This is a genomic window from Bradyrhizobium embrapense, assembly GCF_001189235.2.
Classification (GTDB): domain Bacteria; phylum Pseudomonadota; class Alphaproteobacteria; order Rhizobiales; family Xanthobacteraceae; genus Bradyrhizobium; species Bradyrhizobium embrapense.
Genome location: NZ_LFIP02000006.1, coordinates 369,078 through 395,030, shown reverse-complemented (window position 1 = coordinate 395,030; position 25,953 = coordinate 369,078). Strand labels below are relative to the sequence as shown.

At 65.3% G+C, this 25,953-nt stretch carries 20 protein-coding genes; 14 read left to right on the top strand and 6 right to left on the bottom strand.

Annotation, left to right across the window (positions count from 1 at the left end; all coding sequences use genetic code 11):
- The first annotated feature begins 25 nt into the window (after positions 1-25).
- The 9 genes from tolB (at position 26) to AKN83_RS27265 (ending at position 11,837) form a co-directional block, all read left to right on the top strand.
- Complete coding sequence (tolB, locus tag AKN83_RS27305) at positions 26-1,351, top strand: Tol-Pal system beta propeller repeat protein TolB (protein WP_050404484.1); 1,326 nt, start codon at positions 26-28, stop codon at positions 1,349-1,351.
- A gap of 188 nt (positions 1,352-1,539) precedes the next feature.
- Positions 1,540-3,870 carry a putative bifunctional diguanylate cyclase/phosphodiesterase gene (locus tag AKN83_RS27300; protein ID WP_050404469.1) on the top strand — a complete coding sequence of 777 codons (2,331 nt, stop codon included), beginning with the start codon at positions 1,540-1,542 and terminating at the stop codon, positions 3,868-3,870.
- Positions 3,871-4,041: 171 nt separating this feature from the next.
- Positions 4,042-4,773, top strand: coding sequence for an N-acyl amino acid synthase FeeM domain-containing protein (locus tag AKN83_RS27295; RefSeq protein WP_050404470.1), 732 nt, complete (start codon positions 4,042-4,044; stop codon positions 4,771-4,773).
- Positions 4,774-5,078: 305 nt separating this feature from the next.
- Positions 5,079-5,561, top strand: a complete 483-nt coding sequence (gene pal / locus AKN83_RS27290) for a peptidoglycan-associated lipoprotein Pal (RefSeq protein ID WP_050404471.1) — start codon at positions 5,079-5,081, stop codon at positions 5,559-5,561.
- Positions 5,562-5,809: 248 nt separating this feature from the next.
- The gene (gene ybgF, locus AKN83_RS27285; protein ID WP_050404472.1) at positions 5,810-6,832 is read left to right on the top strand and encodes a tol-pal system protein YbgF; all 1,023 of its coding nucleotides are present in this window, start codon (positions 5,810-5,812) and stop codon (positions 6,830-6,832) included.
- Between the two features lie 51 nt (positions 6,833-6,883).
- On the top strand, positions 6,884-7,918 hold the full coding sequence (gene tilS, locus AKN83_RS27280; protein ID WP_050404473.1) for a tRNA lysidine(34) synthetase TilS: 1,035 nt from the start codon (positions 6,884-6,886) through the stop codon (positions 7,916-7,918).
- 259 nt (positions 7,919-8,177) lie between these two features.
- Positions 8,178-10,100: an ATP-dependent zinc metalloprotease FtsH gene (ftsH, locus tag AKN83_RS27275; protein WP_050404474.1), complete on the top strand. Its 1,923-nt coding sequence runs from the start codon at positions 8,178-8,180 to the stop codon at positions 10,098-10,100.
- A 163-nt stretch (positions 10,101-10,263) separates the two neighbouring features.
- Positions 10,264-10,518, top strand: coding sequence for a hypothetical protein (locus tag AKN83_RS42100; protein ID WP_430641579.1), 255 nt, complete (start codon positions 10,264-10,266; stop codon positions 10,516-10,518).
- Between the two features lie 119 nt (positions 10,519-10,637).
- On the top strand, positions 10,638-11,837 hold the full coding sequence (locus AKN83_RS27265; protein ID WP_050404475.1) for an ABC transporter substrate-binding protein: 1,200 nt from the start codon (positions 10,638-10,640) through the stop codon (positions 11,835-11,837).
- A gap of 165 nt (positions 11,838-12,002) precedes the next feature.
- Here AKN83_RS27265 and AKN83_RS27260 read toward each other — a convergent pair whose 3' ends face one another.
- Positions 12,003-13,502, bottom strand: a complete 1,500-nt coding sequence (locus tag AKN83_RS27260) for a hypothetical protein (protein ID WP_050404476.1) — start codon at positions 13,500-13,502, stop codon at positions 12,003-12,005.
- Positions 13,503-13,940: 438 nt separating this feature from the next.
- Here AKN83_RS27260 and AKN83_RS27255 point away from each other — a divergent pair, with 438 nt between their 5' ends.
- Positions 13,941-14,615: a TetR/AcrR family transcriptional regulator gene (locus AKN83_RS27255; RefSeq protein WP_021078615.1), complete on the top strand. Its 675-nt coding sequence runs from the start codon at positions 13,941-13,943 to the stop codon at positions 14,613-14,615.
- Positions 14,616-14,686: 71 nt separating this feature from the next.
- On the top strand, positions 14,687-15,115 hold the full coding sequence (locus AKN83_RS27250; protein ID WP_050404485.1) for an OsmC family protein: 429 nt from the start codon (positions 14,687-14,689) through the stop codon (positions 15,113-15,115).
- Positions 15,116-15,149: 34 nt separating this feature from the next.
- Here the strand turns inward: AKN83_RS27250 and pyk are convergent, their stop codons facing one another.
- Positions 15,150-16,586, bottom strand: a complete 1,437-nt coding sequence (gene pyk / locus AKN83_RS27245) for a pyruvate kinase (RefSeq protein ID WP_050404477.1) — start codon at positions 16,584-16,586, stop codon at positions 15,150-15,152.
- On the bottom strand, positions 16,583-17,191 hold the full coding sequence (locus tag AKN83_RS27240; protein WP_050404478.1) for a DUF1036 domain-containing protein: 609 nt from the start codon (positions 17,189-17,191) through the stop codon (positions 16,583-16,585). The genes pyk and AKN83_RS27240 overlap by 4 nt, the downstream gene beginning before the upstream one ends.
- 199 nt (positions 17,192-17,390) lie before the next feature.
- Between AKN83_RS27240 and AKN83_RS27235 the strand changes: the two genes are divergently transcribed.
- The 3 genes from AKN83_RS27235 to AKN83_RS27225 all read left to right on the top strand — a co-directional run bounded on the left by AKN83_RS27235 (position 17,391) and on the right by AKN83_RS27225 (position 20,035).
- On the top strand, positions 17,391-17,693 hold the full coding sequence (locus AKN83_RS27235; RefSeq protein WP_050404479.1) for a DUF1244 domain-containing protein: 303 nt from the start codon (positions 17,391-17,393) through the stop codon (positions 17,691-17,693).
- A 175-nt stretch (positions 17,694-17,868) separates the two neighbouring features.
- Positions 17,869-18,141, top strand: a complete 273-nt coding sequence (locus AKN83_RS27230; RefSeq protein ID WP_029085502.1) for a DUF2312 domain-containing protein — start codon at positions 17,869-17,871, stop codon at positions 18,139-18,141.
- 130 nt (positions 18,142-18,271) lie between these two features.
- Positions 18,272-20,035, top strand: coding sequence for an adenylate/guanylate cyclase domain-containing protein (locus AKN83_RS27225; RefSeq protein WP_050404480.1), 1,764 nt, complete (start codon positions 18,272-18,274; stop codon positions 20,033-20,035).
- 31 nt (positions 20,036-20,066) lie between these two features.
- Here the strand turns inward: AKN83_RS27225 and AKN83_RS27220 are convergent, their stop codons facing one another.
- The 3 genes from AKN83_RS27220 to AKN83_RS27210 form a co-directional block, all read right to left on the bottom strand.
- Complete coding sequence (locus AKN83_RS27220; protein ID WP_063695538.1) at positions 20,067-21,665, bottom strand: peptidoglycan L,D-endopeptidase MepK; 1,599 nt, start codon at positions 21,663-21,665, stop codon at positions 20,067-20,069.
- 264 nt (positions 21,666-21,929) lie between these two features.
- Entirely contained in the window at positions 21,930-24,152 is a 2,223-nt protein-coding gene (locus tag AKN83_RS27215) for a L,D-transpeptidase scaffold domain-containing protein (protein ID WP_050403077.1), read from the bottom strand.
- A 306-nt stretch (positions 24,153-24,458) separates the two neighbouring features.
- On the bottom strand, positions 24,459-25,949 hold the full coding sequence (locus tag AKN83_RS27210; protein WP_050403076.1) for a sigma-54-dependent transcriptional regulator: 1,491 nt from the start codon (positions 25,947-25,949) through the stop codon (positions 24,459-24,461).
- Positions 25,950-25,953 lie beyond the last annotated feature (4 nt).

Genomic DNA, 25,953 nt, shown 5'->3' with positions numbered 1-25,953 from the left:
GACCGACCAGAATGATTTGCGTGCAATGACCTTTCGCCTCAATCGCCGACAGATGATCTCCGGCATGGCCGCGCTTGGCGCGCTCGCCGGAAGCCGCAGCGCCTTCGCCCAGAAACGCATCATCGTTCCCGAAGGCGACTTCGCGCCGCTGCCGATCGCGATCCCGAATTTTGCCGCCGGCACGCCCGGCGACACCGAGGTCGGCGTCGGCGTCACGCAGGTGATCACCAACAATCTCAAGCGCAGCGGATTGTTCGCGCCGATCGATCAGGCCGCCTATCTCGAGAAGCAGATCAACATCGACGCGGCGCCGAACTTCAACAACTGGAAGAGCATCAATGCGCAGGCGCTGGTGACCGGCCGGATGACGCGCCAGGGCAACGGCCGCGTGAAGGCGGAGTTCCGGCTCTGGGACGTCAACACCGGCCAGCAGCTCGCCGGCCAGCAGTACGACACCTCCGCCGAATACTGGCGGCGCATCGCGCACATCATCTCCGACCAGATCTACGAGCGGCTGACCGGCGAGAAGGGCTATTTCGACACCCGCGTCGTGTTCGTCGACGAGAGCGGCTCGGCGGATCGCCGCGTCAAGCGCCTCGCGCTGATGGACCAGGACGGCGCCAATGTGCGCTATCTGACCCGCGGCTCGGATCTCGTGCTGACGCCGCGCTTCTCGCCGTCGACCCAGGAAATCACCTATATGGAATTCGGGCAGGGCGACCCGCGCGTCTATCTGCTCAACATCGAGACCGGCCAGCGCGAGATCGTCGGCAATTTCCCGGGCATGTCGTTCTCGCCGCGTTTCTCGCCCGACGGCCAGCGCGTCATCATGAGCCTGCAGCAGGGCGGCAACTCCAACCTGTTCGTGATGGACCTGCGCTCGAAGTCGATGACCCGGCTGACCGACACGCCGGCGATCGATACCTCGCCGTCCTATGCGCCCGACGGCACGCGGCTGTGCTTCGAATCCGACCGCGGCGGCAAGCCGCAGATCTACGTGATGCCGGCAACCGGCGGCGCGGCCCAGCGCATCTCGTTCGGCGACGGCACCTATTCGACGCCGGTCTGGTCGCCGCGCGGCGACTACATCGCCTTCACCAAGCAGGGCGGCGGGCAGTTTGCGATCGGCATCATGAAGCCGGACGGCTCCGGCGAGCGCATATTGACCTCGGGCTTCCACAATGAAGGCCCGACCTTTGCGCCGAACGGGCGTGTCGTGATGTTCTTCCGCGATCCCGGCGGCAACAGCGGCCCGTCGCTGTTCACCATCGACGTCTCCGGGCGCAACGAGCTGCGGGTGCCGACCCCGGGTTTTGCCTCGGATCCCGCTTGGTCGCCGCTGTTGTCGTGAGGCTCGCGCAGAGCTCCTCCGGGGAACCCCGTAGGGGGTCGGCACTTCTTACCTAGCGCACTGAAACTTATGCCGAATTTCGGCTATCAATTAGCCGCGGCAACGACTCGCTAACGATGTTCCCTCAGAAAGACTTCACCTGCGACGGTTAGAACTACGCAGCCGGAAAGGGACGCGTACGTCTGCAGATGCAGTTGGTGGATCAGAAACGACGAGGCAGCCAGGACGAGCTGGAGCCAGTGCTCTACGCTGCACTCGTGGATTCGATGCGCCAGAATTTCTGGGCGATGTTCCTCGGCAGCGTCGCCACGGCCGCCGCCGCCGTGATGACCGCGCTCAAGACCGGCAATGTGCTGCTGTGGCCGTTCGCCTTCCTGATCATTGCCATCGGAACCGCCCGTGCGGTCTGGATGCGCAAATACGATGAGGGGCAGGGTGGCGGGCTGACCTACGAGGAAGCCAGGGTCTGGGCGCCGCGCTATTCGATCGGTGCGATCGTGTACGCCATGGTGCTGGGCGCCTGGTGCTTTGTCACCATACTCGGCAGCGACGATGCGATCGCGCACATGCTCTGCGTCGCGGTGACGGTCGGCTACACGGCGGGCGGCGCGGCCCGCAACTACGGACGGCCGCGGCTCCTGCAGCTCCACGTGCTGGTCGCCTGCGGGCCGATGTCGCTCGCCCTGGCGCTGCATGGCGACTTCTACTACATCGGCCTTTCGATCCTGCTGGTGCTGTTCTTCCTCGGCCTGAAGGGCATCAACCTCAGCCTGCATGCGATCTTCGTCAAGGCGCTGACCGCCAGCTTCCGCGAGGCGGCGCTGGCGCATCAGTTCGATACCGCGCTCAACAACATGCCGCACGGCTTGTGCATGTTCCGCGACGACGGACGCCTCGCGGTGATGAACCACCGCTTCATCGAGATGATGCAGCTATCGGACGATTTCGTGCAGCGCGGCGCCAGCGCCACCGACATCTGCAATGCCTGCGTTCTGTCCGGCGCGATCTCGACCGCGGCGGCGCAACAAATTCTCTGCGAGATCGAGAGCTCCCAGCGCGGCGACATCGTCACCAGCGACCCCGATCCGGCCCAGAACCGTTCGCTGGACTGGACGTTCCAGCCGATGCCAGGCGGCGGCACGGTCATGCTGGTCGAGGATATAACCGAGCGCAAGGACGCCGAGGCCAGGATCAGCCATCTCGCGCGCTACGACGAACTGACCGCGCTGCCCAACCGCGTCAATTTCCGCGACGAGATCGGCCGGTTGCTCGCCATGCAGCACCGCGACCATCGCTCCGCATTGCTGTTCGTCGACCTCGACCAGTTCAAGCAGGTCAACGATACGCTCGGCCATCCCTGCGGCGACCAGCTGCTTTGCGCGGTCGCCGAACGGCTGCGAGAGATGCTGCGTCCGGAGGATTTCGTGGCCCGCTTCGGCGGCGACGAGTTCGTCGTGTTCCAGCAGAACATCCACTCGCATGAGGACGCCGCCGCCCTGGCGCGGCGCATCGTCGACCGCCTCAGCGAGCGCTACAAGATCGACAACCACCTTGTCGAGATCGGCGCCAGCGTCGGCATCGCGATGACCGCGCCCGGCGTCGGCGCCGACACGCTGCTGAAGAACGCCGATATGGCCCTCTACCGTGCCAAGGCCGACGGCCGCGGCACCTTCTGCTTCTTCCGCGACGAGATGGCCCAGACTGTCGAGGCCCGGCGGATCCTCGAGCTCGATCTGCGCAAGGCGCTCGCCAACGAGGAATTCGAGCTGTTCTACCAGCCGCTGATCAACCTGAAGTCCGGCAAGGTCTCGACGTGCGAGGCGCTGTTGCGCTGGAACCATCCGGCGCGCGGCACGGTCTCACCCGTCGACATCATTCCGGTGGCCGAGGATATGGGCCTGATCGTCGATCTCGGCCGCTGGATCCTGCGCAAGGCCTGCATGGAATGCATGAAGTGGCCGGAGGCGGTCAGCGTCGCGGTCAATTTCTCGCCGCAGCAGTTCCATCAACGCGACGTGCTGAGCGAGGTCCGCTATGCGCTCGAGGTCTCCGGTCTGCCGGCGCACCGCCTCGAGATCGAGATCACCGAATCCTCCCTGCTGCACAACACCGAGCTGACCCACGACGTGCTGTCGCAATTGCGCTCGCTGGGCGTGCGGATCTCGCTGGATGATTTCGGCACCGGCTATTCGTCGCTCAGCTATCTGCACAATTTCCCGCTGCAGAAGGTCAAGATCGACCGCTCCTTCCTCGAAGGCATCGACAGCGATCGCCCGCTGACCCTGTTGCGCGGCGTGGCGCGGCTGTCGGCGGACCTGGGCATGTCTGTGGTGGTCGAGGGGATCGAGACCAACGAGCAGCTCGAACTGATCAGCGCCGACGGCGCGGTGACCGAAGCACAGGGATACCTGTTCAGCCGGCCGGTTCCCGCGGTGCGCATCCGCCAGCTGCTCAACGCCTCGCACGGCAGGCGCGCCGACGAGCAGCTGCACGTGGTTCCCTCGCGCTCGATTGCTTGATCTAGCTCAATTACTTCAATCGATGGTTGTGAAAGCCTGTGGCGGCACTATCCTGAGTTCCGCTCGCGGTCAAAGGTTAACTGTATTGTCTCGATTGTTTTGACGAAAATTAAGAAGCTGTTAAGGTTTTAGCCAGCTCGCAAAAGTTGTCGTGAAAGTCCGGAGTAGTTCATGAGGTCCCCCGTCGTTGCGCCCCGCGCTTTTTCGCGGGGCCCCGAGCTGCTCGACCAGGTTGATTACCGCCTCGCCAAAACGCCCGCCGAAAAGGAAGAGATCTACAATCTGCGTTATCGCGCCTATCTGCGCGAAGGCGCCGTGAAGGAATCGGCCGAGCAGCGGGTCACGGATCAATATGATGATCTGGAGAACTCCTGGACCTTCGGCGTCTATATCGACGGCGAGCTCAGCAGTTCGGTTCGCATCAGCGTGCTGACGAACGAGTGGCGCGAGTCCTGTTCTGCGGAGGCGTTCGGCGAAATCCTGCATCCCAAGCTCGATCGTAACGAGATCATCATTGATCCCGCGCGATTCGTTGCGGATCCCGATCGGGCCCGGCGCGCGCCTGAGCTGCCCTATGTTACTGTCCGCCTCGCCTACATGGCTTGCGAGTATTTCGGCGCCGATCTGGGGCTGGCGATCGTCCGCCCCGAGCACCAGGCATTCTACCGCCGCGTCTTCTTCCACGAGACCATCGCCGAGCCGCGCCTGTTCCCAGGCCTGCTCAAGCCGGTCGGCCTGATGGCGGCGGATTTCCCGACCATGCGCGACAAGGTGTTCAATCGCTACCCGATGATGCGCTCATCGGCGTTCGAGCGCCGCATGCTGTTCGAGCGCGAAAACCACGTGCACCAGCAGCCGACGATCGATCGATTCGAGCGCCATTCGATCGTGCCGCATTCCTGACCGGGAATCCGCCGGCTGCCGTTCACTAGGGCCACCGGGTACCGCGTTCCAAGCGTGCAACTTTCTGTCGCCGGTCGCGGACGGTGACAAAATTGCCTATTGCGATTTGGTTCCAGCGAACCTTGGCTTCCCTTCACCATCGCGCCACATTTGCCACCCATTAACCATCGGGGGCGCTTTCCGGCATTGCCTGGCATTTGATGGGCTCCAGCAAGGTCTCGTCAAGGTTGACGGAACGTTCGCTTAACCATCGCCCTGTAGACCGATTGGGTAGTACGAAGAGCGTGAGCGTGGAGGCTCCGGGAATGAATTATCTCCAGGGTATGAAGCTGGTTGCGGTTCTGGCCGTGGCGCTGTCGATGGGCGCCTGCGCCAACAAGAACCCGTTGGACGCCAACGGCGCGATCGGGGGCGCCGCGACCCCGGGCAGTCAGCAGGATTTCGTGGTCAATGTCGGCGACCGCGTGTTCTTTGAGAGCGATCAGACCGATCTCAGCCCGCAGGCAACCGCGACCCTCGACAAGCAGGCGCAGTGGCTGCAGACCTACAACCGCTATTCCTTCACGATCGAAGGTCATGCCGACGAGCGCGGCACGCGCGAATACAACATCGCGCTCGGTGCACGCCGTGCCCAGTCGGTCCGCTCGTATCTCGCTTCGCGCGGCATCGACCCAAGCCGCATGCGCACCATCTCCTACGGCAAGGAGCGTCCGGTCGCGGTCTGTAACGACATTTCCTGCTGGTCGCAGAACCGCCGCGCCGTCACCGTGCTGAACGCCAGCTCCTGACGCGATCCTGGACGGGTTTTCCAAGCCGGCGCCTTCGGGCGCCGGTTTTGTTTTGGCCGCATGAATGCCCGACCCGGCTTCATGAGGATGAACGAAGCCGCATACAATTGGCCGCTTGCTTGTTCCACGGTCCGTACTAAACCGGTATCCGCGACGCTGTCCCGGATTTGAACGGCAAGTCACAATTCCGGCGTACTCCGTCCTTCAATGTCGCTCGCTTTTCACGTCGATCTCGTCGTCAGGGCAAAATGTCATCCAGGCTTCATTTTCTTTCCTCCGCCGCGGCGATCGCGGCGCTGTTCGCCGTTTCCGCACCAGCGTTTGCCCAATCCGACGATTCCGATGCCGAGATGCGGATCGAGCGGCTGGAGAACCAGCTGCGGCAACTGACCGGCCAAAACGAGGAACTGCAGTACCGCAACCGCCAGCTCGAGGAGCGGCTGCGCCAGCTCGGCGGCCAGCCGCCCGGCGCTCCCGGACAGGCTCCGGCCGGTCAGCCCAATGTCGCGGCGGTGCCACCGGCGCAGCAGCCGCAGGCCTACCCACAGGCACAGCCAGGCTACGGCCAGCCGCAGCAAGGTTACGGCCGGCAGCCGCAAGGCGGCTATGACCAGCAGCAGATCGCGACGCCCGCTCCGATCGTGCAGGAGCCGGCGCCGGCTGCAGCGCCCGGCCGCCGCGGTCGCGGCGATGCCTTCGATCCGAACCAGAACCCGAACGCTCCGGGCGTGCCGCGCGCACTCGGCGGCGGTCAGATGCCGATGCCAAGTGATGCGCAGGTCGGCGCTCCGGGCGGTCGCGGGGCGGGCGAGCCGCTCGAACTCGGCAACACCAGTCCGCAGCGGCCGCCCGGCGCGAGCGCGGCCCTGACCACATTGCCGCCGTCGGCGACGCCGAAGGACGAGTTCGACCTCGGCATCGGCTACATGCAGCGCAAGGACTATGCGCTCGCCGAAGAGACGATGAAGAACTTTGCCACCAAATATCCGAGCGATCCTTTGGTGGCGGATTCGCAATACTGGCTCGGCGAAAGCTATTTCCAGCGCCAGCAATACCGCGACGCTGCGGAAACCTTCCTCGGTGTGACCACCAAATTCGACAAGTCCGCGAAAGCGCCCGACGCGCTGCTGCGGCTCGGCCAGTCGCTGGCGGCGCTGAAGGAAAAGGAAGCCGCTTGCGCCGCCTTCGGCGAGGTCACGCGGAAGTACCCGCGCGCGTCCGGCGGGGTCAAAGCTGCGGTTGACCGCGAGCAGAAGCGCGTGAAGTGCTAAACCAGCAAGGGGAGGCCGCTTCCGGCCCTTCCGCGACCTGCTGGTTCTGTGATGCCCGACGACCAATCCGCCATCCCGGCAAGCCACGCCCAGCGCCTGTTCGCAGGCCTGGCGCGTGCGCCGGCGATCGTGCTCGCGGTGTCGGGCGGTCCCGATTCAGTCGCGCTGATGTGGCTGGCCGCGCGCTGGCGCCGCGCGCTCGCGCGCGGACCGCGGCTGGTGGCGGTCACCGTTGATCACGGCCTGCGTGCTGAAGCAGCGCGCGAGGCGCGCGACGTCAAGCGGCTGGCGCGAAGCCTCGACCTGCCGCATCACACGTTGCGCTGGAGCGGGCCCAAGCCGAGTACTGGCGTGCCGGCAGCCGCGCGTGAGGCGCGCTATCGCCTGCTCGCGCAAGCCGCGCGCAAGTACGGCGCGACGCATATCCTGACCGCGCATACCCGTGACGACCAGGCCGAGACGCTGTTGATGCGGATGCTGCGGGGCAGCGGCATCGCGGGCCTCTCGGCGATGGCGCGCGAGACCGAGCGCGACGGCGTCATGCTGACGCGACCGTTGCTCGATATCTCGAAGGCGCAGTTGATCGCGACGCTGAAGAAGGCGCGCATCGGCTTTGCCGATGATCCGACCAACCGCGATCCCTCCTTCACGCGGCCGCGGCTGCGCGCGCTGATGCCGATGCTGGCGGAGGAGGGCGGCGACGCGCGGAACCTGGCACGGCTTGCCGCGCGGATCGCGCGCGCAAACGCCGCACTGGAGGTGCTGGTCGACGGCGCCGAGCGCTACCTTGCGTTGAAAAGCGAGGATAATCTCGATGCGGGCTTCGACGCGGCGCAGTTCGCGGTGATGCCGGACGAGATCCGCCTCCGTCTGCTCAAGCGCGCCATCGATCGCACCGGACATGAGGGGCCGGCCGAACTCGGCAAGGTCGAAACCCTGCTCGCCGCGGTCGATGAGGCCGTCAATCAGTCCTTGGGAAAGCGCGAATCCAAGCTGAAACAGACGCTTGCCGGAGCGGTCATCAGCGTCGCTTCCGGCCGCATCAGGATCAGTCCGGCGCCGCCTCGCCGGGCTCGTTCCCGGTGAGCCCGGTTCGATTGTTTCAAGCGTTGTCATAATCCGGCAAGGAGGCTTAACCACCCCGGAAAAACACCGGATTCTGCGTCATTTTTTGACCGGGAATCGGGCTAGGATGCGGTAAATAGTCGTGCGTGGTTCCCTTGGCATCGACCCCAGCGGCACCTAGATTGTAGGGCATCGACGGGATGGATTCCCTGGGGATTCCCACAGAGCCTGCCCAAGGATTAGAGAGAGGCCGCGATCCGCGCGACCACGAAGGAAGACCATGAACGCCAATCTGCGGAATTTCGCCCTCTGGGTCATCATTGTCCTGCTGTTGCTGGCGTTGTTCACGCTTTTCCAGAATCCTGGTCAACGCTCGTCGTCCTCGGACATCTCGTTCTCGCAGCTTCTCACCGAGGTCGATCAGGGCCATGTCCGCGACGTCGTTATTCAGGGGCCCGAGATTCACGGCACCTTCAACAACGGCACCAGCTTCCAGACCTACGCGCCGAGCGATCCGACGCTCGTGAAGCGCCTCTATGACGCCAAGGTGCAGATCACCGCGAAGGCGCCGGGCGACAACGTGCCGTGGTTCGTCTCGCTGCTCGTCTCGTGGCTGCCGTTCATCGCGCTGATCGGCGTTTGGATATTCCTGTCGCGGCAGATGCAGGGCGGCGCCGGCAAGGCGATGGGCTTTGGCAAGTCGCGCGCCAAGATGCTGACCGAGGCGCACGGCCGCGTCACCTTCGAGGACGTCGCGGGTGTCGACGAGGCCAAGCAGGATCTGCAGGAGATCGTCGAATTCCTCCGCGACCCCGGCAAGTTCCAGCGGCTCGGCGGACGCATTCCGCGCGGCGTGCTGCTGGTCGGCCCTCCTGGTACCGGCAAGACGCTGATCGCGCGCGCGGTGGCGGGCGAAGCCAACGTGCCGTTCTTCACCATCTCCGGTTCTGACTTCGTCGAAATGTTCGTCGGCGTCGGCGCGAGCCGCGTCCGCGACATGTTCGAGCAGGCCAAGAAAAACGCGCCCTGCATCATCTTCATCGACGAAATCGACGCGGTCGGCCGTCATCGCGGCGCCGGCCTCGGCGGCGGCAATGACGAGCGCGAGCAGACGCTGAACCAACTGCTGGTCGAGATGGACGGCTTCGAAGCCAATGAGGGCGTGATCCTGATCGCGGCGACCAACCGTCCCGACGTGCTCGATCCCGCGCTGCTGCGTCCGGGCCGCTTCGACCGCCAGGTCGTGGTGCCCAATCCGGACGTCGTCGGCCGCGAGCAGATCCTCAAGGTTCACGTCCGCAAGGTGCCGCTGGCGCCGGATATCAACCTCAAGACCATCGCGCGCGGCACCCCGGGCTTCTCCGGCGCCGACCTGATGAACCTCGTCAACGAGGCCGCGCTGACCGCCGCCCGCCGTAACAAGCGGATGGTGACACAGGCCGAGTTCGAAGAGGCCAAGGACAAGGTGATGATGGGCGCCGAGCGCAAGTCGCTCGTCATGACCGAGGAAGAGAAGTTGCTGACGGCCTATCACGAGGGCGGCCACGCCATCGTCGGCCTCAACGTCGTCGCGACCGATCCGATCCACAAGGCGACCATCATTCCGCGCGGCCGGGCGCTGGGCATGGTGATGCAGTTGCCGGAACGCGACAAGCTGTCGATGTCGCTCGAGCAGATGACCTCGCGCCTCGCCATCATGATGGGTGGACGTGTCGCGGAGGAGCTGATCTTCGGCCGCGAGAAGGTGACCTCAGGCGCCGCCTCCGACATCGAGCAGGCGACCCGCCTGGCCCGCATGATGGTGACGCGTTGGGGCCTGTCGGAAGAGCTCGGTACCGTGTCCTATGGCGAAAACCAGGACGAGGTGTTCCTGGGCATGTCGGTCTCGCGCACCCAGAATGCGTCCGAGGCGACGGTCCAGAAGATCGACTCCGAGATCAAGCGTCTGGTCGAGGAAGGCTACAAGGAAGCGACACGCATCCTGACCGAGAAGCACGCCGACCTCGAAGCCCTGGCCAAGGGCCTGCTCGAGTTCGAGACGCTGACCGGCGACGAGATCATCGACCTGCTCAAGGGCAAGAAGCCCAACCGCGAGTCGGTGCTGGAACCGTCGACGCCGCGCGCCTCCGCGGTGCCGCCGGCCGGCAAGTCGCGCCCGCGTCCCGATCCGGACACTGGCCTCGAGCCGCAGCCGCAGGCGTAAGCCTCGCCGCGGTGGCCGGCAGCCCCGGCAAGTCAGTTGTGCAAAAGCTCGGCCTCAAGCCGGGCTTTTGTATTTTTGTCGATGGGTTGTCCGCCCCCTATCACGACATCGTCGGCGAACTGCCGGCCGACCTGCGGATCGAAAAGACAGCCCGCTCGATGCCGTGCATCTGTTCGCCGCCGAGGCCAGGGGGCTCGCCGGCAAGCTTGAGCGTTACCGGGAGGCGATCGCGCCCGACGGCATGATCTGGGTGTCGTGGCCGAAGAAGAGCTCGGGCGTCGCGACCGATCTTGACGACAGGGTCGTGCGCGCGGCCGGGCTCGCGGCCGGCCTGGTCGACGTCAAGGTCTGCGCCGTCGATGCGGTGTGGTCGGGACTAAAGTTCGTGATCACGGTCAAGCAGCGCGGCAAGCGCTGAGATCGCCGCGGCGAATAGGCTTGGCCTCCGTTCGGGCACCGTGGCATCCTGGAGGCAAGCCGACAAACGACACGGTCGCGCTGTCCGAGACGCGGCAAGAACGAGGGGAGGGAAGGCCGATGCGCAAGGCATTCGGCGCGCTTGGCGCCATTTCATTCCTGCTGCTGCCCAACGCTTCAATCACCGCCGAGATGCGCGGCGTCACGTCAACCGAAATCAGGATCGGCCAGACCATGCCCTACAGCGGGCCGGTGTCGGCGTTCGGCGCGCTCGGCAAGGGCGAGGCCGGCTATTTCAGGATGCTGAACGAGCGCGGCGGCATCAACGGCCGCAGGATCAACTTCATCTCGCTGGACGATTCCTATGCGCCGCCGAAGACGGTGGAGCAGACGCGCCGCCTCGTCGAGAGCGACGAGGTTGCGCTGATCTTCTCCTCGATCGGCACCGCGCACAACACGGCGATCGCAAAGTACCTCCAGAGCAAGAACATTCCGCAGCTGTTCCTCGCCTCCGGCGCCTCGAAGTTCGGCGACATCGCGCAATTCCCGCAGGCGACGATGGGCGTGCAGGCGCCGTTCCGCTACGAGGCGCGGCTCTACGCGCGCTATGCGCTGGCGAAGAATCCGAACGCGCGGTTCGCGGTCATCTCGCAGAACGACGACTACGGCCGCGACTATCTCGCGGGCCTGAAGGACGTGCTCGGCGAGAAATATGATTCGGTCGTCACCGTTGCGACCTACGAGATCACGGACCCGACCATCGACTCGCAGATCGTCAAGCTGAAAGCGACCAATGCCGACGTCTTCGTGATCGCGGCGACGCCGAAATTTGCGGCGCAGTCGATCCGCAAGGCCTATGAGATCGGCTGGCGGCCGATGACGTTCCTCTCCAACACCGCGGTGTGGATTTCGACCGTGATGCAGCCGGCCGGCGTCGAGGCCGGCACCGGCATCATCTCGACGGCGTATGTGAAGGATCCGGACGATCCGGCGTGGAAGGACGATCCGGGCATGAAGGGCTGGCGCGACTTCATGACCCGATACCTGCCCGAAGGCGATCAACACGACACCAACTACGTCAACGCCTACAACAGCGCGATGGCGCTGGAAGCCGTGCTGAGGGCGTGCGGCGACGATCTCTCGACCGAGAACATCCTGCGGCAGGCGTTCGCGATCAAGGAGCTGGAATTGCCGATGCTGCTGCCGGGCATCAAGGTCAACACCTCGCCGGCCGACCATGTGCCGGTCGACCAGATGCAGCTGATGCGCTTCAACGGCAAGAGCTGGGATCGCTTCGGCGAGCTCCAGACGGGAAACTAGGCTGGGTGAGCGCACCTGAGCCAGTACCTTGCGTTATCCCCGTCATCCCGAGGGAGCGCGTAACGCGTCTCGAAGGATGCGCGGCCCGGTCGGTGGCCGTTGCGCTCGCGCCTCATGATGACGGGGATAGGCGGCGCTGCGATTCGGGGCGTGCAGTAGCGCGGGCTACTGCGTGCTCTCTGCCGCCGGCACCGCGTTGGCCGTCTCGTCCGATCGCACATGGATGACGGCGATGTCGTCCTTGTAGAGCCGCTTCCAGCCCTTGAGGTGGTCCAGCGCGTTGCCGGCGGGCGAGTCCGAGCTCAGCAGCGTGGCGTCGATCCGGTATTTGTCGAGCAGGTTCAGCAGCTGGCCGACGTCGCGGGCATCGAGCGCGGCGTAATAGTCGAGCACGAATTGCTCGCCATAGAGCTCGGCACGACCGTCGATGAACACCTTCATGTCGCGCAGCACCATGTAGCCGCCGAACGGTGCGGTGCTGAACACACGCTGCGCCCTGTGTTGCTGGAGGACGTCGACCGCGGCAACGGGCGAGACCGCCGGCAGGAATTTGAACTCGTGCTGCGCGACGAACGTCGTCGTCGTCACCCAGGCTCCGATCACCATTGCGATAGCAGCAACGGTCGTGACGACGGGTACTGAGCGTCCTTCCTCGAAGCGGGCGGCGGGGGCGCCTGCCATTCCCCATTGTTCGGCGATCGGCTTGGCGAGCACCAGCGGTGCGATGAACGCGAACACCTCGATGTTGCGGACATGGCTCAGCGCCATCCAGATCAGCCCGAGCAGCAGCAGGATCCGCGGCACCGACAGGGTCAGCCCGCGGTAACAAATGATGCCGATCAGGCCGAGCAGCGTGGCCTCGAAGAAGCTGGGCTTGCTGAAATCCGCGGGCAGCCATTCGCCGATCAGCGTCAGCAGCTTGCCGAGGCTGAGGATCTTGGTCGCACCCAGCAGGCTGTTCCAGCCATAGGGCGTCACGCAGCTCGCGGCCAGCGCAGCAACGCCGAATAGTCCCCATCGCACGATGAGCCCCCGGCGGCGGCCGGGTTCTGCGCTCCACACCGCCTCAAGGCCAATCGGTCCGATCAGCGCCAGGCCGAGCACGAAGCCGCCATGCAGGTTGGCCCACAGCACCATCAGCGGCAGCAGCCACCAAGACGGTGAGGCGCGGCGATCTGCAGCCGCCATCAGGCCGCCGATGAACGCCAGCAGCACCGGCAGGGCCAGCACATGCGGCCGCGCGAGGAAGTGGATCGTCGACAGCAGTAGCGCCAGCGCCGCGATCAGGAGTGTACGCGCCGGATCGAAATACGGGCTCAACAGATGCAGGAAGATCGCGACCGTCGCGCCGATCGCGATCGAGGTCAGGATCACCGGCCCGGCCCAATCGCCGCCGTACACCAGGGCGTACGCCACCTGCGACAGCCACGAGCTCGAAATCCAGGGCTCGCCGAAACGGGTGAACGAGAGCAGGTCTGATGTCGGCATCGCGCCGTGTTCGAGGATCCACTGTCCGACCTTGATCTGCCACTCGGTGTCGGAATCGCGCAGCAGGATCTCACCGGCGGAGAGATAGAACAGATAGGCGCCCACGGCGGCGCACAGCGGCAGCAGCCCTCGCACCGCGCTACGGCTACTCACGCTGCTGGTGATGGAGAGTGACATGAGCTTTCTTGGTTCGGCCGGTGACATCTAGGCAACGCCACGCGTGACGTCGGGCACTCGACCACGGCTTCCGATAAATTCGGGTAAATGCGACCGCGATGTCGCGGGTCAACGCGAGACGGGATGTCTCGATTTCGAGCGATCATCTTAGCTTGCGATTTACCATCGCAAACCTCACCCGAACCCGAGCGCCGTTAGCAGCTGCCGATCTGTCGCTGAATCCGGGCGGCCCAGAGCACCCGCGGGGCGGACCGGCGGCCAGTCCAATCGGAGGCGGCATGCGGATGTCGCAAAATCCTTACAATTCCAGCTTGTCATTCAGTCTGAATAGTTGTTCACTTCTTCAGACGATTGCGGGATCAATCGTTCAAAACATTGAAGACGCGTGTGTTCTGCCGGTGGGCGCCGGCCAGGGCACACGGTGGGGGACGGAATGCCATGGTCTACCGGCGAACTCATCAGGTCGTGAAACGGCTCGCTGCCCGGCGCAGCGCCATCCTGTCGGCTGCGCGGGACGCGGCGGCGGCGGGCGGCATGGCCGCGGTCCAGATAGCACCTGTCGCGGTGCGGGCCAATGTCGCGGCAGGCACTGTGTATCGCTATTTCCCGTCGAAGGCCGAGCTGATCTCGGAATTGATCACCGAGGTCTCGCGCGACGAACTGTCGGCGATCCGGCGTGCGGCAGATGCCGCGCCCGGCCCGTCATCCGCGCTCGCCGCCGCGGTGACGACGATCGCGGTCCATGTGTTGTCGCAGCGCAAGCTCGCCTGGGGCATCCTGGCCGAGCCGGTCGATGTCGACGTCACCGCCTCGCGCCTCGCCAGCCGCCGCGATATTTCCGGCGAGCTTGCCATGCGCATCGACGCCGCCGTGCGCGCCGGACATCTGCCGGCGCAGGATACGGCGCTGGCCGCCACCGCCTTGCTGGGCGCGCTGCATGAAGCGCTGGTCGGCCCGCTGGCGCCGTCCAATCTCGACGATCCGATCAAGCTGCGCGACGCGGTGCAGACCGTGACATTGCTCGCGCTGCGCGCGGTCGGCGTGATGGATGCGCGTGCCCGTGGTCTCGTGGTGCAGGCGACGACCCCGGCGAAGGCACTGGTCGGCGCCTGAGGTCGAACACTTCTGTCGCATTGGCGTTGTAGCTTTGCGGGCTGGGTTCAACCAACCTCATGGAGCAACGCATGACGACGACCCATGGCTCGGCCAAATGGCAGGGCGGCATCAAGGACGGCAAGGGCGCGATCTCGACCAAGAGCGGCGCGCTCTCGGATTACCCTTATGGCTTCGCCAGCCGCTTCGAGGGCAAGCCCGGCTCGAACCCGGAAGAACTGATCGGCGCAGCGCATGCCGCCTGCTTCACGATGGCGCTGTCGTTGATCCTGGGCGAAGCCAAGCTCACGGCCGAGCACATGGAGACCAAGGCCGACGTGACCCTGGAGAAGGTCGCCGACGGCTTCGCCATCACCGCCGTGCATCTGACGCTGTCGGCGAAGATTCCGGGCGCGGATAACGCGACATTCCAGGAATTGGCGGGCAAGGCCAAGGCCGGATGCCCGGTGTCGAAGCTGCTCAACACCAGGATTACGCTCGACGCGTCGCTGCAGGGCTGACGGTCTGCAGCACAGCGTGGCCCGGCGTGGCGAATTACAGCTGCGCGTCGCCGTTCGGTCCGACCGACGCGATGCGCAGCATATTGGTGGTGCCGGGCGCGCGGAGCGGCACGCCGGCAACGATGATGACGCGCTGGCCGGCCTTGGCAAAGCCGTCGCGGAATCCAATCGATCCGGCGCGGTCGACCATGTCGTCGAGATCGTGGGCGTCCTCGGCGACCACGCAATGAACGCCCCACACCACCGACAGCTTGCGCCCGGTGACGAGGTTCGGCGTGATCGCGACCACCGGCACCTTCGGCCGCTCGCGCGCCACGCGGATCGCGGTCGAGCCCGACGAGGTCCAGCAGATGATCGCCGACAGATCGAGCGTCTCGGCGATTTGCCGCGCTGCGTCGGCGATGGCGTCGCCCACCGTCGCCTCGGGATCGACACGCTGGGCGTTGATCACACTGCGATAGGTCGGGTCGCGCTCCACTTCCTCGCCGATCCGGTTCATGGTCGAGACCGCTTCCACCGGGAATTTGCCGGCGGCGGATTCCGCCGACAGCATGATCGCGTCGGCGCCCTCGTAGACGGCTGTGGCGACGTCGGAGACTTCGGCGCGCGTCGGCACCGGCGCCTGGATCATTGATTCCAGCATCTGGGTTGCGACCACCACCGGCCTGCCGGCGCGGCGCGCCATCCGGATCATCTGCTTCTGCAGGCTCGGCACCCGCTCCAGCGGCAACTCGACGCCGAGATCGCCGCGCGCCACCATCAGCGCGTCCGCCGCCTCGATGATGTCGGCGAGGCGATCGATCGCCTGCGGCTTCTCGATCTTGGCCATCACGGCGGCGCGGCCGCGGATCATCTTCTTGGCCTCGATCACGTCCTCGGCGCGCTGCACGAAGGACAGCGCCACCCAGTCTATACCCTCCGGCAGCGCGGCTTCGAGATCGGCGCGGTCTTTCGGGGTCATCGCGGAGACCGGCAGGTCGGTGTCGGGCAGGCTGACGCCCTTGCGGTCCGACATCTTGCCGCCGATCACGACGCGCGTGACTGCGCGGTCGGGCGAGGTTTCCTCGGCAATCAGCCGCACCTTGCCGTCGTCGAGCAACAGCGCATGGCCGGGCCGCAGCGCAGCGAGGATTTCCGGATGCGGAAGCTGGACGCGGCTGTTGTCGCCCGGCGTCTTGTCGGAATCCAGCGTGAAGCTCTGGCCGTTCTTGAGCTGGGTCGAGCCTTCCGCGAATGAACCCAGCCGCAGCTTCGGCCCTTGCAGGTCGACCAGGATGCCGATCGGCCGGCCGTAGCTCGATTCGACATTGCGGATGGTCTTGACCAGCTCCCGCATCTTGTCATGCGGGGTATGGCTCATGTTGATGCGGAATACGTCGGCGCCCGCCTCGAACAGCTTGCGGATCATGGCGCTGTCTGAGGAGGCCGGGCCGAGTGTTGCGAGGATCTTGATTCGGCGCAGGCGTCTCATTGTTTGTTTCCGGGTGGTGCGGCTGGCGGCAGACCAGACGCGCCCGGAGGCGCTGCGCCCGGCGGCGGGTTGGGCAGGCCCGGCATCGCCCCGGGGCTTCCCGGGGCCACGCCGCCCGGCATTCCCGGGACTTTCTGCGGCTGTTGTTCGTTGGCTTCGGTCAGCTGGACGGTCCATGCACGCTGCTCGCCGGTGTCGACTTCGAAGAAGCCGGTGCGGTCAAAGCCCCGCGCCAGGCAATTCTCGGTGCCCTTGATGGTGAATTCCTTGTCGCGCGAGCACATGAAGGCCTGGCCGGACCATTCGCCGCCGCGATCGTAGTCGAGAGCGTAGATGTAGTAGTAGCGCGCCACAAGATTGCCGCGCAGCAGGGTCTCGCAGGTCCGCGAGGACACATTCCACCAGCCCTCCGTGGTCCAGCCCTCGGCATCCTTGTAGCCGAGCGCGATCCCGACCCTGCTCGAGGTGTTGTTGCAGAGCCGGAAATCGGCGGCCGCCGGGCTCGTCCACAGGCACACCGCGACCAGCGCCAGCACCGGCAGGATGCCGGCCAGGATCAGGCGGATGGTGCGGGGAGCAGGGGCGAGAGAATCTGTTGGGCTCATGCGGCGAAGCTATATCAAATCATTGTCGATTTCGCGTGCCCGGCCGGCACTGTCAACGGGCGGGGCGCCCGTCCCCACACGCTGCGGGACCGTGGCCAGTGTGGCCGGACTGGTCCGTATTGCGCGTCGATATGGCAAAATCTGTGACAATTCCCATCTGATATCAATATGGTGAGCGCATCACACCGGGATCACGATCATGAGCATTGACGCCAAAACCAGAACAGAACTTGAGGCCGCGGTGTTCCGGCGCCTCGTCGATCATCTCCGCAACCGGACCGATGTGCAGAACATCGACCTGATGAATCTTGCCGGCTTCTGCCGCAATTGCCTGTCCAACTGGTTGAAGGAAGAGGCCGACGCCAAGGGCCTTGCGGTGAGCAAGGACGAGAGCCGCGAGGCCGTCTACGGCATGCCCTATGAGGAGTGGAAGGCGAAGTATCAGGGCAGCGCGACGCCGGATCAACTTGCGGCGATGAAGAAGGCCCAAACCGGGCATTAATTCCCGATCTAATGTGACGCCAGTTCCGTGGTCGTCCGCATCTCCTGTGGGCGCGCTGTGGATGAGCGCGATGTTTCCTTGACGGGACGTGCTCCAAAATCGAGGGTCGCCCGCAACAAGCGGTGCGCGTGGCGCGTATTCGCGCGACATTTCATTGCCATTTCAGGAGTACGCGATGGCCACCACGTCTGCCGCCGTTCAGGATGAACCCGCAACGCGATTTGCCAAGGACCAGCTCAAGTCCATCATCGAGCGCATCGAGCGGCTGGAAGAGGAAAAGAAGACCATCTCGGACGATATCCGCGACGTCTATGCCGAAGCCAAGGGCAACGGCTTCGACGTCAAGGCGCTGCGCACCATCGTGCGCCTGCGCAAGCAGGATGCCAACGAGCGCCAGGAGCAGGAAACCATCCTGGAGACCTATATGCAGGCGCTCGGGATGCTCTGAGGCCGCAGGCGGCCGGTCCGGCGTGGCCGAGGCGCCCGCCCGGGGCAACTCGCCAAGCCTCTTGGCGAGGCTTGGGTGACATCCCGGGATTTGCTAGTCTGCCGGTGAGGTAACCGGGCAGATCGTTCAGATGGACGTGCCAGGACCAGAGCGTCGGCTCGCTGCGGTCCTCGCCGCCGACATGGTCGGCTTTAGCCGCCTGATGGAGGCTGACGAGACGGGCACCCTTGCGCGCCTCAAGACCCATCGGATCGAGCTGATCGATCCGGCCATCAGCAAAAATCGCGGCCGCATCATCAAGACCACCGGCGACGGCCTGCTGGTCGAATTCCACAGCGTGGTCGAGGCTGTGCTGTGCGCGGCCGAGGTCCAGAGCAGGATGGCCAGGCGCAACGCCGACGTCGCGCCGGCGCGCTGGATGCAGTTTCGTATCGGCATCAATCTCGGCGACGTGATTGTGGACGGTGCCGATATCTTCGGCGACGGCGTCAATGTCGCGTCGCGTCTGGAGACGCTGGCCGAACCCGGCGGCATCTGCATTTCCGGTGCGGTCCGTGATCAAGTCGGCGATCGCCTCGAGGATCTGAGCTTCGAGGATCTCGGCGACCAGATCGTCAAGAACATCGCGCGCCCGATCCGGGTTTTCCGCATCCATCTCGAATCGTGCGCCAGTTCCGCAACCGACCATCCGAGCGTGGCCGCCGCCCCTGTCGTCGCCAAGAAGCCCTCGATCGCCGTGTTGCCGCTGGTCAATATGAGCGGCGATCCCGAGCAGGAATTCTTCGCCGACGGTCTCACCGAGGACATCATCACCGAACTGTCGCGCTTCCACGATCTGCTGGTGATCTCGCGCAACTCGACCTTCGTGTACAAGGGCAAGGCGGTGAAGGTGCAGGACGTCGCGAAGGAATTCGCCGTCGACTATGTGCTGGAGGGCAGCGTGCGCAAGGCGGGCGGCCGGATCCGCGTCACGGTGCAACTGATCGATGCCGAGGCGGACCGGCACGTCTGGGCCGAGCGCTACGACCGCGAGCTTGCCGACATCTTCGCCATCCAGGACGAGATGACGCGCGCGATCGTGGCGACCTTGCCGGGCCGTGTCGAGGCCGCCGCCCATGACCGCGTCAAGCGCAAGCCGACCGACAACATGGCGGCCTACGAGTGCGTGCTCGCCGCCAAGGTGCTGCATCACCGCTCGGCGCGCGACGACAATATGGAAGCGCAGCGCCTGCTCGAGCGGGCCATCGTGCTCGATCCCAACTACGCCCATGCGCACGCCTGGCGGGCCTGCGTGCTCGGCCAGACCTGGGTCTACAATTGGTGCGACGACCGCGACGCGACCTTCGCGCAGGTCGCCGCCGAGCTTGAGATCGCGCTCAGGCTCGACGACAACGACAGCGACGTGCACCGGATCCTCGCTGCGCTGAACCTCAACCGCGACGACCACGACAAGGCGGCCTTCCATCAGGAGCGCGCGCTTGCGCTCAATCCGAACTACGACCTGGTCGTGGTGCAGCAGGGCGAGCTCCTGACCTGGCTCGGGCGGCCGGAGGAGGGCATCGACTGGATCAAGCGGGCGATGCGCCTCAATCCGTTCCATCCGGAGCGGTTCTGGAGCCATCTCGGCCGCGCCTGCTATTGCGCCGAGAAATATGCCGATGCGGCCGAGGCGTTCTCGCGGATCACGCGGCCCGACCACACGCATCACGCCTTCCTCGCCGCGACCCTGGCGCAGATGGGCAATTCGGTGGCGGCCTCAGCCCATGCGACCGAGGTGCTGAAGCGCGAGCCGAGCTTCTCGGTCGCAGCGCATCTGGCAACCCAGCACTACAGGCGCGAGCCCGACCGGGCGCGCTACGAGGCCGGCCTGCTCAAGGCAGGGCTGCCGGCTTAAATGGCTGCTGAAGTGATGTTGTCGAGGAGGTTCAGCGCAGCGAGGCGGTGCGCAGCACGAAGGACTGGGTGGTCAGCAGCGCGGTCGCCGAGCCCGAGAAGCGATCGCAGGTCATGCCCATCATCGGATCTTCCGAGAAGGTCATGGCGACGGCGGCCTGCGGCTTCACGAAATGCTGCCGCATCATATTCATGTCGGTGTCGCCAAGCACCGTGGTCAGCATGCCGCTGCTCGCGCTCGGCGCCAGCATCACGACGCGCATCCAGATGTCGTTGCCCTTGGCGGCAGAGATCCGCGCCGACGTCGTGATCACGCCCTGGCCAGGCGTGCCCTTCGCGATCACGGTGTTGATTTCGGTGGCCGGCGCTGCCGCATTGCGCGTCGGGCGCACATTGCGCGGGATCGGTGCGGTGGCAGCGACGATATTGGCGCGATCGACCGGTGAGGACGCAGCCGGCGCATAGGCGAGCGCCTTGTTGAAGTTGTCAGTCGTGCTGGCAGTGGTCTGCGGATCGGCGCCGCCGACCGCCTCACGCGCCTTCAGCGCGGCGATCTGCGCGGCCGACGCCTGCTTCGGCGCTGCCGACTCGTCACCCCAGAAGCCGCGGGCATTGATGATGTCGGCGGGCGATTGCGGCTCGGTGTTCTCGGCGGTCTGCACCACCTGCACGGCCGGTTTCGCCTTCGGCATCGGGACGAGCTGCGCGTCGGCGGCCGCGAGCTGGATCGCGGCGGCGAACTGCTGCGGCTTGGCGCGCGGCAGCGGAACGGGCTCGGCGGATTTGGCGGGCGCTGCTGCCGCAACCACGGTCGGGGCGGCGGGCCTGTCGTTCACGGCGGCCGCGCCTTCGTCCTCATCGTCACCCGACTTGCCGGCCCCGAACAGCTTGGCGAAGAGGGTCGGCTTGCTGATGGTCGCAGCATCGTCGCCATTGCCGCGGCGTTCGATGTCGGCCTTGGCGAGTTCATAGCCCTTCAGCGGCGTGCCGTCGGTCGGGACATGGACGGTGCGGCCATCCGGGAACACCCGGACCAGCTGCTCGCGGGTCATCCGCGGCCAGTGCCGGATGCTGCCGGTGTCGAGATGCACGAACGGCGAGCCCGAGGTCGGATAGAAGCCGACGCCGCCGCGCTGTAGCCGCAGACCGGCGAAGCGGATCTGCTCGAGCGGCACGCCCGGAATGAAGAAGTCCATCGCATGTCCCAGCATGTGCTGGCTGTGGCGCGCAACGCCTGAGGAGCGGCGGCGGAGCATGGCGTTGGTGGCAGGGGCGCGATAGGCGGAGATGATCTGGATCGGCTGCTTGCCGCCGACGTCGCTGTAGACTTCCCAGAGGATGTCGAACAAATGACGGTCCATCACCGTCTCGTCCTGGGAACGCCAGTCGCGCAGGAAGTGATTGAGCTGCTTCAGCGCGGCTTCATCGTAGCGGCCATCGCGCTTGAAGGTGACGGTGAGGTCTTCGCCGGAGTGGGTGTGGTGGAAGGAGAGGGTGCGGGTCTGGTTCAGCGCAGTCGCGTCGTGCACCGAGCCGGCGCCCGCCAACAGCAATAGCGCGGTCAGGCCGACTTGATATCCGGCCTTAGGCAGCGACAGCGGTTTGTAGCGGCGTGCGAAAACAGCCAGCACTATGAGCCCACCCAGTCGACGAGCGTTCGGTCGGCATCCTCGCAGACCCCCTGCGGAAGACGGTGAACGCTTTCTTAAAGCGGGAGGGTTAACCGAGGTTTACCGACCCGCCCCCAAGTTGGGCTTAACTAACTGGGGGAGTGTGGCAAAAGATAGCCCTGTTCCCCCGACGCCATGGCAAATGGTTAACGTAAACGATCTCGCTTTTTGAGCGAGATCGTTGATTTTACTTCAATATTTATCGCAATCGGGCGGAGAGGCAGTCTAGCGAGTGATGACCCGGCGCTGCTGCTGGGCCTGGCCGCGGCGGACCGGTTGCGGCTCCGGCTGGCCGAATCCACCGAACAGGCGCTCGAAGAAGTTCGGTCCGGAGGAGCCAAAGCCGCTGTTGTCACCGGCAACGTTGACGCCCGGGGGCAGGCTGCTGCTCGGCGGCCGCGCGTAGCTCGGCTGGGCGTGCGCCACCACGGCTTCAAGATCCTTGCCGCGGCCGTTTCTGAGCAGCGACAGCATGGTGGCGTCGCGGCCGTAGATGTCCCTGCGGATTTGCAATTTGCCGGCATCGTCCACGAACGCGGTCTGGTAGGTGATGTTGACCGGGATCGGCGTCGGGAATTTCAGATCGACTTCGCTCGAGCCGTACATGCTGCGGATCCGCTCCGGCGTGTAGTGCTGGTTCGGCTCGGTGATGTTGAGCAGCACGGACGCGTACTGATCCGGATTCTGCACGCGCATGCAGCCGTGGCTGAAGGCGCGCTCATCCTTGGCGAACAGGTACTTGTCCGGCGTGTCGTGCTGATAGACCAGGAACTTGTTCGGGAAATTGAAGCGGATGCGGCCGAGCGCGTTGGCTTCGCCGGGCGGCTGCGAGATGTGGATCGAGCCGTCGCGGTTGCGCTCGAGCTTCAGGCCCATGCGCTGCAGCACCGTCGGATCCTGCTGCAGGGCCGGCAGATACTCGTTGTAGATGATCGACGGCGGCACGTTCCAGGTCGGATTGACGGTGATGTACTTCATCGTCTCGGTCAGAAGCGGTGTGGCGTGCTGGCCGGGCTTGCCAGTGACGACGCGCGTGGTCCAGACCTGCGCGCCGTTCTGCATCACCTTCAGCGTGTAGTCGGGAATGTTGAGGATCACATAGGCATTGCCGACACTGGCGGCGCCGAGCTGGCGCGGCAGCCAGCGCCAGCGCTCCATGTTGACGATCACGGTGTCGATCTGGCGGTCGCGCTTCGGGTTGTTCAGCGCCTTCACCGTGCGTTCGTCGAGCACGCCGGTCGGCTTTAGATCGACGCTGCTCTGGAATTTCTCAACTGCGCGCGCGACCGTCGCGTCATACTTGGTGCTGTCGGTATCCTCGGTGATGCCGAGCTTGTTGCGCAGGTCCGGCACGCGCGGATCGTCCATCTCGACCGCGGCCTGCTTCTTCCGTGCAGGGACGTATCTCAGCGTGGGACCGTCGGCGATCGTGATCACCGGACCCTCGCCCTGGCCGCGCAGTTCGGCGAGCTTTTTCTTCAGCTCCTTGTAAAGCTTCTGCGGCGGGTTGTAGCCGTCGAGCGCGGCCGAGGCGTCCTTGGCCGAGGTCACGTTGGCGAACACTTCCGCCGGATCGATCGGGTGCTCCGGATAGAGGATGTCCGCCGACACCTGCGACCAGTGCATGCGGCCGCTCTGCGCCTGGCGAGCATAGTCCAGCATGCTGGCGGCGAGCTTCAGCTCGGCGTCGGCCAGCGCATCGGGCGTCGTCGCAGCAGTGAAATCCGGCACCGGATAGTCTGACGCATCGAGGCCGTCGGCGGCCGCATCCTTCAGGCGGGCGATGACGCCCTTGCCGGTGTCGTTCAGCTTGCCGGCCTTGGTGAAGACCGGTGCGTAGTCGCGGGCCGAGTAGAACTTCTCGGCCGCAGCGCGCTCATTCTTGCGATCGAAGGTGCGAAGAGACTTGCTGGCGAGCTGCTCGCGCAGCTTGTCGGCGACCGGCTGATCCTCGGCGGCAACGTTGCTGGCAGCCTTCGCGGGCTCAGCAGCCGGAGCCGCCGCCGTTGCGGGAGCCAGAGTTGCGGCGGGCGCCGTTGCGGTTGCAGGGGCGGGTGTGGCCGCGGCCGGCGCGACCGCGGTATCGGTCTTCGGCGCATCTGCGGGCTTGGTCGCCGGCGCGGTGACGACATCGGCCGGCTTTGCATCGACAGGCTTCGCATCCACAGGCTTGGCTTCGGTGGCCTGCACCTCGGCGGGCTTCACGTCCGCCGGCTTGGCTGCATCGGGGACCGCGGCGGTGGTGTCGGCCTTGAAATCGCTTGCGGTCGGCGGCGGCACGTTGGCCGGTTCGGGGCGCGGGATCGCGGCATCGATCGCGAGTTCCGAGGCATTGGAGCGGGGCGTGTCCTGCGCGAAGGCCGAGCTCGCGGACACCGTGAGGAAGGTCGCCGCGACGGCCATCAGGACGCGGTCAAATCCTCGACGGTTGTTCGAACAGTCACGCATTTTCGCACCCCCTGGGTGGAACTGCCCCTTAAGATTCTGGAACAGTTCAAATCGGTATTCGGTTTCATAGCTTGCGCGGAAGCGCCGGCCTCTCAAGCGACTCGTACGCCTGCACGCAATTGACGCAGACGATACATTTGCCCCTCTTATGCAGCCAGCGCCATGCGGGGCAACTCACGACAAACTGACCTCGAAGCGGCTGATTTCGCTCGGGCCGTGCGTTTTTGCCACGCGGCACAGCCTTTGTCTGTCACCGCCACGACACGGTTCAAAAGGTTCCCTGGTATGGCCCTGTCGGCCTCAGGGCTAGGTAGCCTCGCTTGTCCGGGTGCCCGCCGCAGCTTCGTCGAGCTTGCGGTAGAGCGTCGAGCGGCCGATCTTGAGACGACGCGCGACCTCCGACATCTGGCCGCGGTAATGCGAAATCGCGAACCGGATGATCTCGTTCTCGAGATCTTCTAGCGGGCGCACCTCGCCTGCTGCCGTGAGCATCGAGAGGCCACCCGCAGTCGGCAAGGCAGAGGCTGAAGGTATTTCATTACCTGAGATCATGGCGGGGGCTGTGGACGGCGACACCACCAGCGGCTCGCCCTGCAACGATTTGCCCTCCGACGCCGGCTGCGTCGTTCCTTGCGGGAAGTCGGCGAGCCCGAGCTGGTCGCCGTCGCTCATGACAACGGCGCGATAGACCGTATTCTCGAGCTGGCGGATGTTGCCCGGCCAATCGAGCTGCGCCAGATGCGCCATCGCATCGCCGCTGATGCCGGTAATGTTGCGGTTCTCCTCGGCGCAGAATCGCGCCAGGAAATGCCGCAGCAGATGCGGGATATCTTCGCGCCGTTGCCGCAGCGCCGGAATGGTAAGCGGCAGCACGTGCAGGCGATAGAACAGGTCCTCGCGAAACTGGCCGGCCTTCACGAGGTCGAGCAGCTTGCGGTTGGTCGCCGAGATGATCCGGACATCGACCTTGACCGGCTTGCGGCCGCCGACGGCCTCGACGGTGCCTTCCTGCAGCGCCCGCAGCAGTTTCACTTGCGTAGCCAGCGGCAATTCGCCGACCTCGTCGAGGAACAGCGTGCCGCCATGGGCCTCGACGAACTTGCCCTGGTGACGCTCGGTGGCGCCGGTGAAGGCGCCCTTCTCATGGCCGAACAGGATCGATTCGACCAGATTGTCCGGGATCGCGCCGCAGTTCACCGCGACGAACGGCTTGGCCTTGCGCTCGCTGCTGCCGTGGATGGCGCGCGCGAACAGTTCCTTGCCGACGCCGGATTCGCCCTCGATCAGCACCGGGATGGTCGAGGATGCGGCTTTCTGCGCCGTGCGCAGCACGCCGGCCATCGCCTCGCTGCGGGTGATGATGTCGGAGAAGGTCAGCCGGCCCTCGCGGCTGTGGCGGATGCGCTGCAATTCGCCCTTCAGCGCCGACGCGTTGAGGGCGTTGCGCAGCGACACCTGCAGCCGCTCGAAGCCGACCGGCTTGACGACGAAATCCTGGGCGCCGGCGCGCATCGCCGACACCACATTGTCGATGCCGCCATGCGCGGTCTGCACGATGACCGGGACGTTCAAACCAGCTTCACGAATTTTTGCGAGGACTCCGAGACCGTCGAGGCCCGGCATCACGAGGTCGAGCACGACGGCATCGATCGCCTGCGTCTCGGATGCGGTCAGGGCCGCTATCGCCGCGTCGCCGCTGTCCACGACGAGGGGCTCGTAGCCGCACTTCTGCACCATGTTTTCAACCAAACGACGCTGTACGGCGTCATCATCGGCGATCAAAATGGTGGCAGCCATGGTT